The sequence below is a fragment of the Paenibacillus sp. LS1 genome (genome assembly GCF_026013365.1).
Taxonomy (GTDB): Bacteria; Bacillota; Bacilli; order Paenibacillales; family Paenibacillaceae; genus Paenibacillus.
Map to the genome: position 1 here is coordinate 353493 of NZ_JAPDOE010000003.1, position 17938 is coordinate 371430.

Below are 17938 nucleotides of genomic sequence, written 5' to 3' on the forward strand. Positions count from 1 at the left end.
GGATGCAGGCAGCCATTACGATAAACATAGTTAGAAAGGAAACCCCATGAATAGTTCCTTGAAACAACTAAAGAAATCACCCACGTTTCCCGGTGGAATTATAACTATTCTTATATTTTATCTGGATTACTTTCAATTCGAACTTGTTGAGAAATTTCTACTGTTTGCGGCTTTCGTAAATGTACCTCTTGTGATTCTACTTTTGAACCATGACGCAAAGAATAAACATCAACGACTGATTTATGCCGCTATGAAATGGCTTCAATTTCCCGCTGCGCTTCTTACCCTGGCCTCGGTAATGAGTAGTAAGATGTGGGGGGTAGAAAGTACGGAAATTCCAGGGATTCTTTCTCTTGGATGGCTACTGTTCACACTGTTGCTCGGCATCTATGGCTTAACCACGATTGTGATTTCTAAAGGAAAAGCAGCGGAAATAGCGATTGGCGCTGGGCTCATTTACTTTTTTATCGGGGGCATTTGGTTTACCTTATATCAATATCAATTGAACCTTTTCCAAGCTAATCCTGCAACGCACGCATTAAGCTCGGTTCACTTTCATTTTTCATCTGCGATCGTGCCGATTTTTATTGGTGCACTGGGACGCATCATGACGAAGAAAAGCTGGTATCCCTGGGTTGTTGCCATTGATATCATCGGACCAATCTTGATTGCTATTGGTATGATTTTCTCCAAGCCAATTGAATACATTGGTGTCACTTTGTTCGCCTCTAATATTGTGGTTTACACCGCTTATCTCCTGGCTTACTTGAGGAAAAACGCTTTGGATATTAAGGCAGCCTTCTTCTTGGGCCTTTCTTGCCTAGCCTTTTACACGGTTGTTGCTATTTCCATCTTCTATCCGTTACTGAAAAATATGTACTCCTTAACCATACTCAATTTTATTCCCATATATGGATCTTTGCATGCATTTGGTTTTGTCTTATGTGGACTGATTGGTTGGGTGTTTATGATGGACTTCATTAAGGAAAAGGCTAGCCAATCGGCTTCATAGGAGTAGTTTAGTCAGGTTCGTGCTATAATAGTGATCACATAAATAACATTCATCATTCTGCCGAGATGGCGATGATTAAGGAGATTGAATTTTGACGAACAACCATGATACTGGAGCAGTGAACGAACTACCGGAAAACTTTGAAGAGCTCAAACGAGCGGCTAATCGGACGTCAAGCTGGAGAGACAGACTAAATGCGGTGAATGAATTGGGGAACTGGGATACAGCCCCTACCATTAAGTTGCTTCAGCACGTTTTGAAAAATGATCAAGTGTTCCAGGTGCGTGAAGCCGCATATCACAAGCTGAAGCAGTTGGATGAAGATGTACAAATGCCTGCCAAAAACAAAGGCGAGCTGTTTAAAGGTACTAACAAAATTTTGCTACGGATCAAAAAAAGCCTTCCTGAAGATCACACATTTGAGCAATTTAAGGAAAAACTGCAAAAGACACGTCTGGATCTCTATGATACTTACGAGGGCGACAAAGATGCTGATTTCGACTCCTGGCTCCATGGAATTTGGGAGACACTAGGTAGAAGATAACCGCCGTTCACCGTATAATAGTTGAATACAAAGCCACTCCAAAAAAAAGGAGTGGCTTCTTTATTTCTTCAGGGCCTACATTTAATTTCACATGCACATTTCCTGTACAATGCGAAGTTGTGTGCTATAGGATTTATTCTGGTATATAAGGAAGATCCAGTGTCTTCGGAACGTTGATGACATGTTTTTCTGTATAAGTGCGGATACCTTCCGCGCCGTATTCACGGCCAATACCAGATTGCTTGAAGCCACCGAAAGGGAACCGAACGTCGAGACCCTGCACAGCAGCGGTATTGATCATGGTCGTTCCAGCTTCGAGTTGACGTGCGACGGAGATGGCACCCTCTTCTTTGCCCCACACAGAACTCGTCAATCCATATATGCTTTCATTGTGTAGATGAATAAACTGCTCTTCATCATCAAATGGCAGAATCGGAACCGTAGGGCCAAACTGTTCCTCCACTACAATCGGATTATGAACGTCGCAACCCAAAACAAGCGTAGGTTGTAAGTAGTAACCCTGGTCAAACAGCTTCTGATCCAGAATTTGCCCAAGAGGGATGACCTTAGCCCCGCGCTTTTTCGCATCTTCCACCAAACCAAGCACAACATTTTTCTGCTTCAGGTTATTAACAGGACCTACCGTCGTATTTGAATCAAATGGGTCACCAATTCGAATCCAGCGATTTGCCGCCTCTATATATTTTTCCACAAACTCATCATAAATAGAACGGTGTACATACACACGTTTGGCGATCATACAGATCTGTCCTGCAGTCAAGAAATTAGAAATGACAATCCGGCGCATTGCTCGCTCATCATGAACATCAAAACTTTCCAAGAAGATCGCCGCATCATTACCACCAAGCTCAAGCGTCATATCCTTAATCGTTTGCGAAGCTGCTTTGATAATATGCTTAGCTGTTTCCGTTCCACCTGTAAAGGCGATTTTAGTAACATGAGGATTCGTAGTCAGTTCAACGCCCACATCCGCATCACCATGAACGACATTGATTACCCCAGCCGGGAACTCACTCGCAATAATCTCTGCCACCTTCGCTGCCGCCAGTGGCGCATATGGACTTGGTTTAAGCACAATCGTGTTGCCCGCAAGTAAGGCAGGAGCAATCTTAATCGTAGATAGAGCAATGGGATAGTTCCATGGACTAATCGCTGCCACCACACCAATTGGATCATAGGTAAGAATCGTTTTACCATTCTCATGCTCTTTGATCTCTTCCTGTAGAGCCGATTTGGCTTCATTACAAGCAAACTCCATCCACATTAACGAAACATAAATTTCACCGTGTGCATCATACAGGGGCTTGCCATGTTCTCTAGACAGCAAATGCACAATTTCATTCTCAGCAGCTCTAATCTTCTCGATCGCCTTACGCATCATTATAATGCGTTCATCAATGGAGGTCTGCTTCCATGTTTTAAAAGCTCCTGCCGCCGCTTCAATCGCTTCACCCGCTTGTTCTTTCGTAGTGACAGGGAAATAGCCTACGATCTCAGTTGGGTTTGTCGGATTCTCTTTTGCTAACTGCGTCTCTATAAAACAACTCAACAATAAAGAGAGAACTTTACTGATTACAACTTCCGCATCTGAAAAACGTTCATTTTTCAACAATGCACTGACTTCCGGAAGAATCTCCATAAGCAATTGGTGAAGTAAACCATATGCTCTCTGATAACGATCTCCAGGTGACTTTGCCAGGACTTAAGAATTACCGTTTCAAGCGGCCCTTCTAGCTCAGATCGAATTTCAACCAAGGGATGAGGAGACTCTGAAATATGTACAGAGCCCCAATCATTCCCGTCTTCTATGTGAAAACGGAGCTGACCCTTTCATAAAAAATAACGCCTAGTACTGAGATCACTGCGTTGATCTGGTGTGCGATTCATTCTCCCTGTTTGTTCAGGAGATTTATAAACAAAAGTTGACTCGACAATCCCACTTTACCAAACGAAGCAGTGTTTTCTATGTGGGCAAGACCCTTACTAAAACGGACACATCTTACCCCCCGCTTGGAGTCAACTCGATTTTGACTCTGCGAAAGTTGAGATAATAACATCAACACGAAAGGAGTACGAAATTTATGTATACATTTTTGCCTATTTCAATTAAGACTCATTATACTTCACTGTGTATATGCCGATATATATTCATATAATATTATGTGAAAAGGAGTTAATTATTTTGTACAACTCAGTAGTATCATTAGGATGGTTTTGTGCTACATCAGCATCTTTAGCCAAAAATGGATTTAGAAGTTTTTCTGGACCTTTTGATTGGTGTTTTTCTGAATACGAAAGCGTACTCCATTTTATTGAGAATGATTTTAAAGATTTTCTATCTATTGAAAATATTGAAACAATTGATGACAAACCAAAGGAGTTTAAGGATTTCAAATATAGCATGATTTTTAATCATGATATTCATAACTCATTTGCAGAAGACTTTCCGACCATAAAGGAAAAGTATATTCGAAGAATCCATCGATTCTTACAAGAAACTAAAAATGGAGTTTGTTTTATACGAGCTGTTAAACATCAACAAGAGCTAGATTACATTTCTTGTAACCATAGTAAAATACAAAAAATTATAACAAAAAATAACATTGATAATACTGTGATTTACCTTATTCCTAAATATCTATCTACACCAAAAAATTTCCATGAAAAAAACTATATATTAAACATCAACGTATATCAGGGAAATTTCCGCGAAGCGCTTAGAAGTCTTTTTGATACGATTCAAGATGATAGTTTTCTGTTACATTTGAAAAATAATTATCCAGAGACAATATATAAAGATAATCTCATCTTTGATTTACAATCCGAACTCAAGATAGCCCAAAGCGGAAATTCTTCTCATGTAATACAATTACAAGCTATTAGAGATGTGGATAATGCTTACCGTCAAATGAGTATAAATGAAACTAGATGGCAACGACTTATGAAATTACATCGCGCTAATTTCTGTCATCTAACACTACCTTCTTCCATTGCAATATATGGAGCTGGTGATATAGGAAAGGTCTTCTATGACAGAGCAAAAGATTTCGCGAACATACAATGTTTTATAGACAAGAATCCATGTGAAAAAGAATACATGGGCGTCCCTATTATTAAATTAACAAATTATAAGCCAGAACCTGACACAACTATAATTGTCATCCCTACATATGCATATACAGAAATACGTAATGACCTAACCTCAATATGTAATGTAAAAATATCTTCTATAGTTGCACTTGAAACAGTTTTAGATTAATAAAATCTTTTCTAACTTCTTTAGCAAACCCTTGATGTAACTAGGTAACATAGATATACATTACTGTAAAAAATACAGCAGTTTTATTCTTCTTCGTTTTCGCCTGAGACATTTTTGGGAATAAATTCATGTGTTGCTGAAGAGCAGTCTGAAAATCTAGATCGCGAACTTTGTCAGCAAAGAGATCAAATAGACCTCCGAGTGTCCGGTTATCACTTGATTGACGCCGTTCGTATTCCAACGCTAAATAACACTCCATACAGTTTTGTGGTGTGACTAATCAGTTGGTTAAAAGAGCGTTCTTGATATTTCGTCGCTAGATGCGGTTGCTGCCTTGCAGGCACGGGCCTTACGTGCAGGATCCAACACCGATTATTGCTTATGGAAGCGAGTAAGCTGTGTTGAGCTTGCATTTAACGAGGAAACCGAAAAGCATTTTTCAAGCGCAGCCCCTTCTGCTGAATTAATAGCAGAAGGGGCTTTTCCTTTGCCTGGAAAAGGAAAAGGACTAAAACTTACACAGAAACTGATTATTAACCTCTAAAAAAACAAGAAATATACTATTACACTAGCAAAATTCCAATCCTTGTATTTGACTCTAAGACTCAAAACTTGCGTTGCTTCGGTCAGAGAGTTTTATTATTATCTATAAGCGAGTTCTGCTAATAATGAAGAGGCCCGGAAGGCGCTGCGGAATGAGAAAAAATGCGAAAACGACTTGGCAGCCAATATATTCTAAGGAGCATATGTCCCATAAAACGGTTATTTACATTTCATGTTTTTGTTTTTATTTATTTGTCATATCTTTCATTCATTAAAAGTCTCTATAAAGGAGAATTGGCGATAAAAGTATCCAAATAAGCAGTATGCATCCCTTGGTTTCAATACTAACTTCAGAACCTTCATATTAAACTAGCAACATACATACTTTTTAACTAACCGAGCTGTAAAAAAAAGCATTATCCAGCACATGTCCCCTAAAGGTATGCCTGCTGATAATGCCTTCGATGAGTTTCTCATTCCGAACTAGAGTTTAAAACGTTGTATCCAAAAAATCTAACTATATTAGGTATTTAAATACTATTTAGGTAATGGAATAGTAACTGAGAAATTATAAATAGGGGGAATATTTTTAGAATACGAAAGCTTGTCTGTGTACACTTCTACTTTTAAGTTTTGTGTTCCTGTCGCTGAGAATGTAGTAACAGAACGAACATATTCTCCTGCCGTTGGTTTCCAAACAGTATTTACACGAAGAGCATCGGTAAAACCATCCAATTGCATTAACATAGTATAGGCAGCTGATGCAAAAAATTTAACAGTTTTATTTAATTTAGTAAATTGAATTACCAAACCTGGCATTATATTAATTGAAATCCACGCTGCTCCTGCCTCTGATGCAGTCACTGTATGAAATTGTTCTGATATTTCTGGAAAACCGTTCACATGTTCTGCTATTTTCTTACTCTCTGTATAGTTTAATAACGGCGCTTTGTATTGAGCCGTAAAATAAATTCTTGAAGGAAGAATTGATCTACTAATAGGAATAGTGTAATTTCCTATAGATTTAGTGCTATCAATAGTATAATTAAAAAAACCATTCTGTCTGTACTGTAAAGGATAATCACCGGAAATTAAAATTGATTCTCCAGAGGATAACTTCCTTTTCAGGTTAAAACTAAGTACGTAACTATTGTTAGACAACTTTTTCACTGTCATATTTGATACTGCACCATCAATATTGGTTGTTGCTGCACTCACAAAACTTTGTCCACCAAAAACAACTAAGAAACTTAGAACCAAAAGCATTGAGGTTATCTTTTTAAACATTACACACTCTCCTTCTGATATTTATCCCATGATGTAATATACTCATTATAGTAAGCATGAAAACATTGTTATTTTTTGTTTCACTGAAACTATTTATAATTATTAGTATACTCACGATGTATATTTATTATATTCCAGATAACTCCTTTTATGCAATACTTTATTTTATTTTATGTTGTTAATATATAATATATTAGTATTTCATCAAACATTATGGAGGTCGTTTTAGATGTCTAAGTATACTATTTTAAAAATATTAGCTTTTGTCATAATGTCCTTTGGAGCTTTGCACTCTATGGGCTATGCTTCATCTAATGTATATTATTTCACAGTCTGGCCAGGCCTCTTACTGTTACTGATAGTTTATGTTATTGAGATGAAAAAAGATAAGAAAAAGTAAGTTATTGGACGAGAGGAACGAGCCTATATCTGCTAAACCAAATTTTGTATCTCAGGCAATCCATGGGCTGGGCATGTTTAACGTATTTTTTAGCCTCCCCATTTTTCGTCCTACTTGTGGTATGGTTCACCCCGATTTATCTTCACTGCGCGATAAATCTGCTCCACCAGCACCAGCCGCATTAACTGATGCGGCAGGGTCATACGCCCGAAGCTCAAGCGCTGCTTCGCACGGCGCAATACCTCATCGGAGAGCCCATGGCTTCCTCCGATGACAAACACGACATGGCTCGTCCCATACGTGCCGAGCTTGTCGATCTCCAATGCCAGCTCCTCAGAACTCCAGAGCTGGCCATCCAATGCGAGCGCGACCACGTGCGCCTCGCTCTTCACATGCGCGAGGATGCGTTCGCCCTCGCGCTCTTTCACCGCCCGAACCTCAGCTTCGCTCAGGGTATCGGGCGCCTTTTCGTCTGCGACCTCGATCATCTGAAACTTGATGTACGGGGCGAGCCGCTTGGCATATTCCTGAATGCCCAGCGTGAGATATTTTTCCTTCAATTTGCCTACGCCAATAATCTGAATAAACATAACAATCCATTCCTCCTAAATTGTCTTGCGAGATATTCTATAGGTAAGATGCTTCAGCGCATCGTTCGTTCCAACCGTAGTACACCTACACTACACATTTCTCCAAATTCTAACGAACTCCACACACCTTATTCAGCCCCATTGCGGCTACTTTAAAATCTAACGAATCTGAAACACGCTATCCCAGTTAAAACAAGCGTTGCCCACCTCTTTCGAGGCCATTTCAGTAATATAGGGTGTCTACGATTCGTTAGATTTCAACCAGACGGTATTTGCCCCTAATAAGGTTCCTCAGGTTCGTTAGAGCTACTCGACCAAGCCACGCCTCCATCCCTACCCACATCGCTGTCACACAACTTCACTTTCCCCATGCCCGGGTGGCATCCACTTCTATTACCTACACCTTCCACCTTTGCTACAACCTAGCTCACTCCAATTCGGAACTCGGCACTTACCTACCTGAATCTGCTCCTCCTCTCCCCTACTCCATCGTCAGACCCTACAACCCTGGCCCAACTCCACGCTGCCTACCAATACCTCACCAATTCCCTGCACAAAGACAAAAAGAGCGCTCATCACGCTCTCCTTGGCTTCTTGCTGTGATGTTCATACCGGATGGAAAGTCAGCCAAAAGCGCCACTTATAGTCACGCCTCGGGCCATCTAAGTCCTACAGTACGCTAAACGACGAGGAATTCCGCGTGCTGTTCGCACTCGGCGCACTTCGCAGGCGGGTCCCAGTCGGCAAATTCCGTCTCCTTCAGATCAACGATATCTGGAGCGTCCTCATACTCATCGACAAACATGTCGATGGCAATGTCCACGTGTTCTTTGCATACAACGTACATCCGTTATGCATCCTTTCTGTAACCAGCTATGTTCCCGATTCACAACCGCTTATCCCATTACAGGATAGCCACTTCTCAGTTCTATCACACCTGCCATCGAAAAGAAACCCCTAGCCCTAATTTATTGTACCCAACATCTACCAAACCTCTCCATACGCCTTAAAAGAACACAAAAAGCATCCCTTCCAGATACCTCTACGGTACCTGAAAAGAATGCTCCTGTAAGAGTAACAATCCAATTCACATAGCGAATCAATCTTGCTCCAGCGCCTGAATTACGAATACAGAGTTACTTTTCCCCCTGTTCCATTCCATGAATTGTCTCTAGTCCACGCTCTTTAATTCAATCCCGACTGAGCCTTCGTCAACAGCTTGCCGCCTTGAAAAGCAATAACCGCATTGGCACCATTGCCGGCTGTACCTTTATAGTTGTACACCACCATATTCTCCGCTTCACTCAGCGCTTCACCTTCGCCGCCAAGAATCTCAATGACATCTTCTACCGACATGCCAACCTCAAGCTTCTCATACTGGGCAAATGTAATCAGCACCCCATCGCCTTTCCCGGCCGATCCGTTGTTTCCTGATGCTACAGGTGTTTGACCACCTGCCTGACCTACCGCAATCACATTTGTACTCAGCTCACTCAACTTAGCCTCAAGCTCTGCGATCTTTTGCTCCTGTTCACTGCTCTTGGCTCCCTGCTCCACCAGTTTCTTCTCAAGTCCTGCAATCTTCTCTTGCAGAGCACTTGTATCCACAGCAGCTCCTGTTGTAGCTACCTCAGATCCACAGGCAGACAGCATAAACAGGGACAGCGCCAAGCTCATTCCCCCAAGCATCTTTTTCCTTAATCGTTTCATTAAAATACCCCTTCCATTGTGAGATAAAAATTTGATCGACAAACAGATGTTATTTGCATCAGCAACCGTCTCCAACATATTGACAACAGTTTACCACAGCCCGAGTGTTATGTATCTGCTCCTTTGGCTCCGGGTCTAACTGATCATAGGAACATTAAAATGGTTAATCTACTCATTTACTGTCGAACGAGCACGTCCGCCCCTAGCATAATACTGAACCAACAACTAAAAAAGAGTGGTCAGTTGATCTGATCACTCTTCTAGCTTTCCCTATTTCAATCAACGCAACAGTATAGGTTTCATTGAATTCCCTTACTCCGGCTTATCCGTCAACTTCACTGATACTTTCTCAGCTTTGCCATCCCGGTAGAAAGTCACTTCAATTGTATCCCCAATCTTCTTCTGATCGTACAGATACTTCCGCAGATCCAGCGTGGAGGTAATTTTTTGCCCGTCAAACTCCGTAATAACATCATTCAGTTTCATGCCCGCTTCGGATGCCGGACCGGATGCTTCCAGCACAACCACACCGCTATCCACGTGAGATGGCAGCTTCAGATCCTTACGCTGCTCGTCATCCAGTGGTGCATAAGGGTTGCTTAGATCCACCGTGTACACGCCCAGATATGGACGAGATACTTTGCCGTTCAGTAGCAGGGAATCGACCGTTTTCATCACTTCGTTCATCGGAATGGCGAAGCCGAGACCTTCAACGCCCGTATCCGAGATTTTCATCGTGTTGATACCGACCACTTTGCCGTTCAGATCGACTAAAGCACCACCGCTATTACCTTCATTAATCGCCGCATCCGTCTGGATCACGTTTTGCTCCCAGTCGTACACCCCGTCCTGATTAATAGATACCGGTAGAATACGATCCGTGTAACTGACAATACCGGATGTCAGGGTACCGCCCAGACCGAGCGGGTTCCCGATCGCCAGCACCGTTTGACCGCGCTGAAGTTTGCTGGAATCACCGATCTCCGCGACCGCACCCAGCCCTTTATCTTCTGCGGATAATACAGCAATGTCACTTACACGGTCTTTACCAACCAGCTTTGCTTTATGTGTCTCCCCATCTACGGTCACAATCTCCAGATCACTCGCGCCCTCCACGACGTGGTGGTTGGTCATGATATAAGCCTTGCCATCTTCCTTCTTGAAAATGACCCCTGAGCCCAGCGCGGAATCTTCCATCGACAGACTGCTACCCGTTTTATGGTTCACAATGCTCACCACCGAAGGACGAACATGGGCCGCCGCCTGAATAATCCGGTCGTATGGATCAGCTGCCTGTGCTGTCGGTGCACCGCCTCCACCACCGTTGCCAGTAGCATTCGCTAGCGGTAACGATGCAGGCTGTGTAATGAAGCTAAACAGCGTGACGGTCACGATGGAGCTGATCACCGAGCTAATCACAGCTACCTTCACTGTGGAACTGATTCCCGTACGCGATCTGCGCGGATTGCTCCAGCGGTCACGTCCACGTGCTCTGCCTCCAGGGCGGATGATCTGAAGTTTGCCTTTCTGTTCAGGTTCGGCGCGTCTTGATACTTTGGTTGAATAAAAATCGTCTCCAAACAATCCCATCGTGATCCTCTCCCCTTCGTTGTCACGCATCAAGACCCTGACTGCCGCCTAAGTTGTCGCATGGATCAACGATGCTGTTCTTACGTTACCCCACTCCAGCCACAGCCGAGCTTACAATCGCTGTTACTCACAAATTTTCATCCCACTTTCAGGGTGAAGTTTGTTCATCGCGTATGCTCCCGAAGTAGCTTTCCTTCAGAAAGCTTTCCGGCGAACGCTACGCTTCTCCAGCCTCGTTCTGTGTCTTCCGTTACGTGCGTACCGTAAATAACCTCTCGCTTTCCCATGCTTTTTTGCATTTTTATAAAATGGTCTTGCATATCGCCGCATCCCGGCATCAAATCAAGATACAGCGTCTATGTACAACAGAACGGACACGCCATTCTGTCAGTGACTCTATCAATCATGCTCTCGCATTCTATGACATGCCATTTCACACGCAAAACAGCCAAAATCACAATGCTCCTCATATACTAAACACGCCAAATCACAAAAAGTTGCATAATTACGAAAATTAACGCAAATTTCCGCTATAACGCGTTTAACAATAAAGGTCCATACTATCTATCACCACAAAATCCGGTCCGCTAAGCGCCGTTTTGGCTATTTTGAAGAACTTTTTCACCCATGCATAGTCACAGGTTCAGCATACACGCCTCGTCTCACAAATTATAGCGGCAAAAAGAGGAATGTTTTCCACCCAGCCTGACTACAATAATAGTAAAAGACAATTCGAAGCTTCATAGAGGAGGATATAACATGGATCGCACGCGTACACTCACAGCTATGGATGAAGTTCATATGGCGGCCAAGCTGGCCGATCTTAAGGATGAACACTATCGAAATACCCTTGCACTTAGTACCATCATCGAACTGCTTATCGATAAAGGCATCCTAACCCGCGAGGAAGTGGAGCGCAAAGCCGCCGAACTGGACAGCTTTATGGCTCACCCACCCTATCCCATGGTGTAGGACGGTCGTAATACGTATCACAGAGCTTGAACTCATGATCCCGATAAAAACATCCACGGCTCTCCATCGCGTCGCGCACGGTCATTTTCGCCAAGTCCATCATATTATGATCCCGGCTAAGATGTGCCAGATACGTGCGCTTGATGCGTCCGTTCATCAGTTCACTAAGCGCTGCCCCTGCCGCTTCGTTCGACAAATGCCCAATGTCGCTCAAAATCCGGCGCTTGGTGTTCCACGGATAACGCCCCATACGCAGCAATTCGACATCATGATTCGCCTCCAGCACCAGCACGTCAGAATCGGATATCGCATCGCGAACCTTGTCGCTCATGTACCCGAGATCCGTTGCAACAGACAGCTTCTCACTGCCATCATCGAACGTATAACCTACCGGCTCAGCCGCATCATGCGAGATCCCGAAGGATTCCACGCGCAGTGACCCAAAATCATGCTTTTCACCTGTTTCAAATACCCTCCGGTTTTCCTCTGGAATCGCCCCAACTGACTTCTCCAGCGCCGCCCACGTATTCAGATTCGCATAGATTGGTAAATTATATTTCCGAGACATCGCGCCTAGTCCTTTAATGTGATCAGAATGTTCATGTGTAACCAGAATCCCGTCCAGTTCTGCCCCAGAAATCTCCCTTTCCTGAAACAGTGCATCCAATCGCTTCGCACTCAGACCCGCGTCAATCATGAGAGATGTGCCCCCATGCTGTATGACCGTGGCATTACCTGTCGAACCGCTGGATAACACGGTAAAATATATCCCCATAACGCATTACTCCCCTGGTTTGTCTGTCTTGGGACTGAATACATCCCCACTGATGCCCTGCACGTACAACACTTCGCCACTTTCCAGCACGAACCGCCATGCCGGCATCGCTACCTGTATATCTGAATTGAACAACTGGCCGTAATAGCCCAGCTGAATATCTTTGACAATTGCATCATTTGGCAAAAAGTTCTCGATCAGCGTTCCCAGCGCCTTCGACGCCGGAAGCACCTGCTGATCGCTCTCCTCTGCGGTTGTAATCCGCACCGGAGTCTGACGGTAACCCGTTATTTTCTGGTCGCTGTAGAATAGCTCCAGACTCACATTGAAGAGCGGCCATTTGCCATCCACCAGTGGGTGAAGCACAAAAGCCCCATCCTCGGCCATCAGCTGATCCAGCCGGTATGTCCCGATCTGTGGAATCTCACGCTGTAATGCATCCTCCAGCTCACTCTGCGAGAAGATCAACTTGCTATCTACAGGCTGTTCCAGTTCCATATCCACGCCAGCCTTGTCCTCTTCGATGAATTCATAGGACAACTTTGGTAGCTTTGGCGTTTCATTTGGAATCGGAGCCAGCACCTGAATGCCCTTCTCTTCCATCGCCTGCTGTGTATTATCTGCCAGTGAGGTGAAGTCCAGATTGGCTCCGGCCGTCTCCCGCGCATCCATCCAGATCTGGTATCCCAGCACCAGATTGAGCAGCAGAAAGGCATAGATCAACACATTTTTCGCCCGTCCCCAATCCAAAACTTTCACCTCCCTCAGTTAACTGGCTGAAATACTTTCAATAACTATTAGAAAATTGATCTCTATCCATGTTAGCCTGCTCGCTAACGAACTCCACAAGCCTTATTTGCTCCATTTTCCGCAAGTTTATAATCTAACGAATCTGAGAGAAGTTATTTCTAGCATTTGTAGGCATTCCATCGATTTTCACTCGTTTTCTGCAGGAATAACGTCGCTGAGGTTCGTTAGATTTTGCATTTAAGGCTAATTCGGCATTTAAGGCGTGTCAGATTCGTTAGCCCTCTGCCAAAGTTAAACTATCAACACTTTTTGGGCAGTTCACATCTATCAATTGAAAGGTTATTCTGCACTCGTAGTGATAAAGTACAGCTACTCTTCAGTTTAATGACTACAACCTATCAAGATACGGTGGTTTCCTCCCCGTTTCCAAAGCGGATCACCCAAACCGGGATCAGCTTCAGTCCGTCCTCAATCGAAGAAGGACGATAAGCCGGGTAGACGTCCACAACCTGGCGATTCTCACCTGCCACCTTTTTAATCAGAGCCTTCAGCTTGTCTCCGCCAGGTAGTTTGACCGATTTCTTCCCCTCTGCGCCTTCGTTCAGGTATTCCAGCGATCGTTCATAACTGGACACCGTCTCCTGCTGCATCTCCATACTGATCGTGCCGAAGCGGAATTGCATGGAATCCATAATCGGGTAGCTGCCGTAATACTGCTGGAATTCAAGCTGTGTCTTGCTGTCAGCGGTCTCCAGCATCATGCGCGACCTGCCTTTCCAGCCACCATGCTGATTCACAAAATCAACCGCAGATAGCGCATCCTTCGCGGGATCAATCTGTCCCGCAGGCGGTGCCGCCGGATCGGTATAACTGATCCAGCGTTGTTCCTGTTTAACTTGCAAGCTACGTTTACTATCCGTGTAGATCTCTGACCCGTCTTTTTCCCGAATATTCCGAGTCATGCTTGGATCGAAGAACAGACTGCGTTGCATCTGCTCAACCGTGAACTGCCCTGTCGGCACATCGGCTTCAATCGTCTCCAGAGCTTCCGCCGGGATATAATACCCGCCATCCATCAACGTATATGGCGTCCAGTTTGTACCGAAGTCGACATGCTGCTGTACGTCCTGCACCGTTAAGTCCGCCTGGGTTGCTTCGTATACCACGTCTCCCTTGGCGCTGAAGAACAGCGCATGGGCCTTCGTTTCATTTTTGGCTGTATAGATCGAGATTCGGTTAATCGTCTCCCCTTGGAATAAGGAATCCGTCCCGAGCCTCATCACCCGCTGTAATAAAGCTACGGGGATACCTTCCTTGAACGATAGCTCAAACCCAGGGTTTTCCTTGCGAATCTGATCCCAGTTCACCGATTGCACACTGCGGCGCTGAAAATCATCGAACGCTCGCCCCTGTAACCGTGAATAGATCAACTGATAGAACGTATTGCCAGGGTAAAACACCGTATGTTTATCCTCGCCCAGATGAATAATCATCTGATCGGGGAAGATTAATTCTTCAATATTACGTTCCTGACCCATATTCTCCGTCTTCACATAGTTCGTCTCTGACGTCACAATAGAATCCCCACCTCCGGGCAAACGGTAGATCAGGAAATAACTCTGTACCAGACTGGCTACAACAAGGGTAGCGAGCACCAGGGATTTAATCCGTTCCTTCACGGTGCTCACCCCCTTCCTCGCGCATCGGCAGTGTAAACGTTACTGTCGTGCCCACGTCCACCTCAGACTCCAGTGAGATGCTCCCATCATGCGCCTTCACAATTTCCCGGGCAATGGAGAGTCCCAGCCCTGTGCCTCCCATACTGCGGGAACGAGCCTTGTCCACCCGATAAAACCGCTCAAAAATACGATCCAGATCGCGCTGTGGAATACCCATTCCGGTATCCGATACCGAGATGGCAAGTGCATGCTCATCACTGCGTCTAGCCGCAATGGTAATGGTGCCGCCTTCAGAAGTATATTTCAACGCATTGGACACGACATTATCCAGCACCTGATCAATCTGGTCACGATCCAGTGGAACAGCCGGAATATCGTTCTCTACAGACAACACAGGTTGAATATCCTTCTGATGCATCTGGAACGAGAATCGATCCGTCACTTCCTCCAGCATTTCCAGAATGTCGGTTGGCTGCTTGCGCAGTAAAGCTTCCTTGGAATCCAGCCGAGATAGATGCAGCAGATCCGTAACCAGCCTAATCATTCGCTCCGTCTCGTTCTGAATAACACCAACGAAACGACCAGCAAGCTGTGGATCTTCCAATGCACCATCATCCAGAGCTTCTGCATAACTTTTGATCGTCGTTAGAGGTGTCCGCAACTCATGGGATACATTGGCCACGAATTCACGCCGGGATGCTTCAAGCTCTTCCTGCTCGGTGACATCCTGAAGTACGGCAATGGTTCCTGTGATACCCAACTCACGCCGATGAACCGGTGTGAACGTCATCCGAATGACCACAGGCTCTTCTTGTCCCGCGGGTGCAATCTGCAGCAACGTTGAACCTGTAAAACCACTGGCGAGAGCTTCCGCATCCTCCGGATCAATACCGAGCAATATGGCAAAATGTCTTCCTTCAATATCTGCAGGACGCATACCCAGAATGCTACTGGCACGGCGGTTCACCAGAATGACTTTACCGTACTCATCCGTGGCTACCACACCATCACTCATATTGGTTAGAATGGAGGTCAACTTCTCCTTCTCCTCTTCATTCTGCGAGAGTGCATCTCGAAGCCTGCTGGTCATATAGTTAAAAGCCCGACTGAGCTGACCGATCTCATCCGTGCCGAATACAGGTGTCTGCTGATCAAAGTTACCTTCTGCTACAGCTGTCGCTCTCCGGGTCACTTCCTTAATCGGCTGCGTAATCGTATGGGACAGGATCACGCCAAGCACCGCTGTTAACACCAAGGCAATCAGAATGCCGGAGATAAAGATTTTGTTGATTCCCTCCATCGTGGAATACAACTCGTTCATGGATGCCGCGATGTAGACCGCGCCAATGATTTTACCGCCGGAGAGCACCGGCTTGGCGACGACCTTTTTGCGAACATTATCCTCGTCCACGATATATTCCTCATTGTCCCGAATGCCTTGCAGCGCACGGCTGACGACAGTCTGGGTATTTTTGCGCCCGACATAGTCCGAATGTGAACTTAGCGAGGTCGTGAGTACCTTGCCGCTAGCATCCAACACCTGAATCTCGGCACCATTAATGTTGAACAGATTGTTCACCAGCACACGCAGATTTTCCGTTTTGTCCTCGCCAGCTTCTGCTTCTCCACCTGCCATCGTCTCCCCCACGAGAACCGATAGCATCTCCGCACGTGCCTGCAGGTCTTCCGTAAAGTTGCTCGTCAGCGAGTTCTTCATCGCGCTCACAAAATAAACGCCGATTAATTGCATCGCAATCAGAATCAGCAGTACATAGATAATTATCAATTTCGCCTGAATCGTTCGGAAGAACGAGAATCGCGCGAATCGGCCCATTATATCCCCACGCTTTTGGCACTGCGCACGAGATAACCGAGCCCGCGGCGTGTCAGAATCGTTTCCGGTTTGCTTGGATTCTCCTCAATCTTCTCACGCAGACGACGAATCGTAACATCCACGGTGCGAACATCGCCGAAATATTCATATCCCCACACCGCTTGCAGCAGATGTTCCCGTGTCATAACCTTGCCGGAATGCTTCGCCATATAATAGAGAAGTTCATATTCACGGTGGGTCAGATCGAGTGGTTCTCCGCCTTTGTAAGCCGTATACATATCCATATCAAAAGCCAGATCAAACAGCCGCATGACCTGCTTCTCTTCGTCTTCGTGCGCTTCTGCCGTAATCGCAAGCTTTTGCCGTCTGCGCATCTGTGCCTTCACCCGTGCAAGCAGCTCACGCGTACTGAATGGCTTCGTCACGTAATCATCCGCACCCAATTCCAGTCCAAGCACCTTGTCGATCTCGCCATCCTTGGCGGTAAGCATGATGATCGGCATCTCCAGATGAGCGCGCACCTCACGACATACATCCATACCGTCCTTGCCCGGGAGCATCAGATCCAGCAGCATCAGATCCGGTTTCTCGGATAGTGCCAGTTCAACCGCACGAATGCCATCGAATGCACAGATGACCTCGTACCCCTCTTTTTCCAAATTAAACTTCAGAATGTCCGCGATGGGCTGTTCATCGTCCACCACCAAAATCTTCCCCTGCATCGGCTAAGTTCACCCCTATATCCTGCTTAATCCGCGTTAGCGTCTATATCTCTCTTCTATGTTTAGCTTGTACCAAGCCTGCTTGAGTTGTTTCTCTAATATAAGTTGAACTAAAGAATATTTACACTCACACTACGATGACAGAACAACCTTCCAATCGCTGTTACCCCCAGATTTTTTCGATTCCCTTTTCTCAAGGGAAAATCCGGGGATAAAGGCGAACGCTTCGCTTTTTCAGGTTTTTTCTGTC

At 45.0% G+C, this 17938-nt stretch carries 16 protein-coding genes; 5 read left to right on the plus strand and 11 right to left on the minus strand.

Features of this window, described 5'->3' with window-relative positions; all coding sequences use genetic code 11:
* Positions 1-46: 46 nt before the first annotated feature.
* Both OM416_RS16880 and OM416_RS16885 read left to right on the plus strand, forming a co-directional pair.
* Entirely contained in the window at positions 47-1012 is a 966-nt protein-coding gene (locus OM416_RS16880; RefSeq protein WP_264931344.1) for a YndJ family protein, read from the plus strand.
* A gap of 91 nt (positions 1013-1103) precedes the next feature.
* Entirely contained in the window at positions 1104-1556 is a 453-nt protein-coding gene (locus OM416_RS16885; RefSeq protein WP_264931346.1) for a HEAT repeat domain-containing protein, read from the plus strand.
* Between the two features lie 133 nt (positions 1557-1689).
* Here the strand turns inward: OM416_RS16885 and OM416_RS16890 are convergent, their stop codons facing one another.
* Positions 1690-3150 carry an aldehyde dehydrogenase family protein gene (locus OM416_RS16890; RefSeq protein WP_264931518.1) on the minus strand — a complete coding sequence of 487 codons (1461 nt, stop codon included), beginning with the start codon at positions 3148-3150 and terminating at the stop codon, positions 1690-1692.
* A gap of 609 nt (positions 3151-3759) precedes the next feature.
* On the opposite strand from OM416_RS16890, the gene OM416_RS16895 reads away from it, so the two are divergent.
* Entirely contained in the window at positions 3760-4836 is a 1077-nt protein-coding gene (locus tag OM416_RS16895; protein WP_264931348.1) for a papain-like cysteine peptidase, read from the plus strand.
* Between the two features lie 1080 nt (positions 4837-5916).
* Here the strand turns inward: OM416_RS16895 and OM416_RS16900 are convergent.
* Positions 5917-6666 (minus strand): hypothetical protein, encoded by a 750-nt coding sequence (locus OM416_RS16900; RefSeq protein WP_264931350.1) that lies wholly within the window; start codon positions 6664-6666, stop codon positions 5917-5919.
* Positions 6667-6895: 229 nt separating this feature from the next.
* On the opposite strand from OM416_RS16900, the gene OM416_RS16905 reads away from it, so the two are divergent.
* A complete protein-coding gene (locus OM416_RS16905; protein WP_264931352.1) occupies positions 6896-7066 on the plus strand; it encodes a hypothetical protein in 171 nt (56 codons plus the stop codon).
* A 110-nt stretch (positions 7067-7176) separates the two neighbouring features.
* Here the strand turns inward: OM416_RS16905 and rlmH are convergent, their stop codons facing one another.
* From rlmH to OM416_RS16925, 4 genes are all read right to left on the minus strand, one after another.
* A complete protein-coding gene (rlmH, locus tag OM416_RS16910; RefSeq protein ID WP_017691463.1) occupies positions 7177-7656 on the minus strand; it encodes a 23S rRNA (pseudouridine(1915)-N(3))-methyltransferase RlmH in 480 nt (159 codons plus the stop codon).
* Between the two features lie 679 nt (positions 7657-8335).
* Positions 8336-8503, minus strand: a complete 168-nt coding sequence (locus tag OM416_RS16915) for a CxxH/CxxC protein (RefSeq protein ID WP_017691462.1) — start codon at positions 8501-8503, stop codon at positions 8336-8338.
* A 338-nt stretch (positions 8504-8841) separates the two neighbouring features.
* On the minus strand, positions 8842-9366 hold the full coding sequence (locus tag OM416_RS16920) for a hypothetical protein (RefSeq protein WP_264931358.1): 525 nt from the start codon (positions 9364-9366) through the stop codon (positions 8842-8844).
* A gap of 312 nt (positions 9367-9678) precedes the next feature.
* Positions 9679-10956 carry a S1C family serine protease gene (locus OM416_RS16925; RefSeq protein WP_264931360.1) on the minus strand — a complete coding sequence of 426 codons (1278 nt, stop codon included), beginning with the start codon at positions 10954-10956 and terminating at the stop codon, positions 9679-9681.
* A 759-nt stretch (positions 10957-11715) separates the two neighbouring features.
* Between OM416_RS16925 and OM416_RS16930 the strand changes: the two genes are divergently transcribed.
* Positions 11716-11928, plus strand: a complete 213-nt coding sequence (locus OM416_RS16930) for a hypothetical protein (protein ID WP_062836546.1) — start codon at positions 11716-11718, stop codon at positions 11926-11928.
* Here the strand turns inward: OM416_RS16930 and OM416_RS16935 are convergent.
* From OM416_RS16935 to yycF, 5 genes are all read right to left on the minus strand, one after another.
* A complete protein-coding gene (locus OM416_RS16935) occupies positions 11897-12703 on the minus strand; it encodes an MBL fold metallo-hydrolase (protein ID WP_264931364.1) in 807 nt (268 codons plus the stop codon). The genes OM416_RS16930 and OM416_RS16935 overlap by 32 nt on opposite strands.
* A gap of 6 nt (positions 12704-12709) precedes the next feature.
* A complete protein-coding gene (gene yycI, locus OM416_RS16940) occupies positions 12710-13453 on the minus strand; it encodes a two-component system regulatory protein YycI (protein ID WP_017691456.1) in 744 nt (247 codons plus the stop codon).
* 398 nt (positions 13454-13851) lie between these two features.
* Entirely contained in the window at positions 13852-15132 is a 1281-nt protein-coding gene (locus OM416_RS16945; RefSeq protein ID WP_264931367.1) for a YycH family regulatory protein, read from the minus strand.
* On the minus strand, positions 15116-16966 hold the full coding sequence (gene walK / locus OM416_RS16950; RefSeq protein ID WP_264931369.1) for a cell wall metabolism sensor histidine kinase WalK: 1851 nt from the start codon (positions 16964-16966) through the stop codon (positions 15116-15118). Before walK ends, OM416_RS16945 begins: the two co-directional genes overlap by 17 nt.
* Positions 16966-17688, minus strand: a complete 723-nt coding sequence (gene yycF, locus OM416_RS16955) for a response regulator YycF (protein ID WP_017691453.1) — start codon at positions 17686-17688, stop codon at positions 16966-16968. Before yycF ends, walK begins: the two co-directional genes overlap by 1 nt.
* Positions 17689-17938 lie beyond the last annotated feature (250 nt).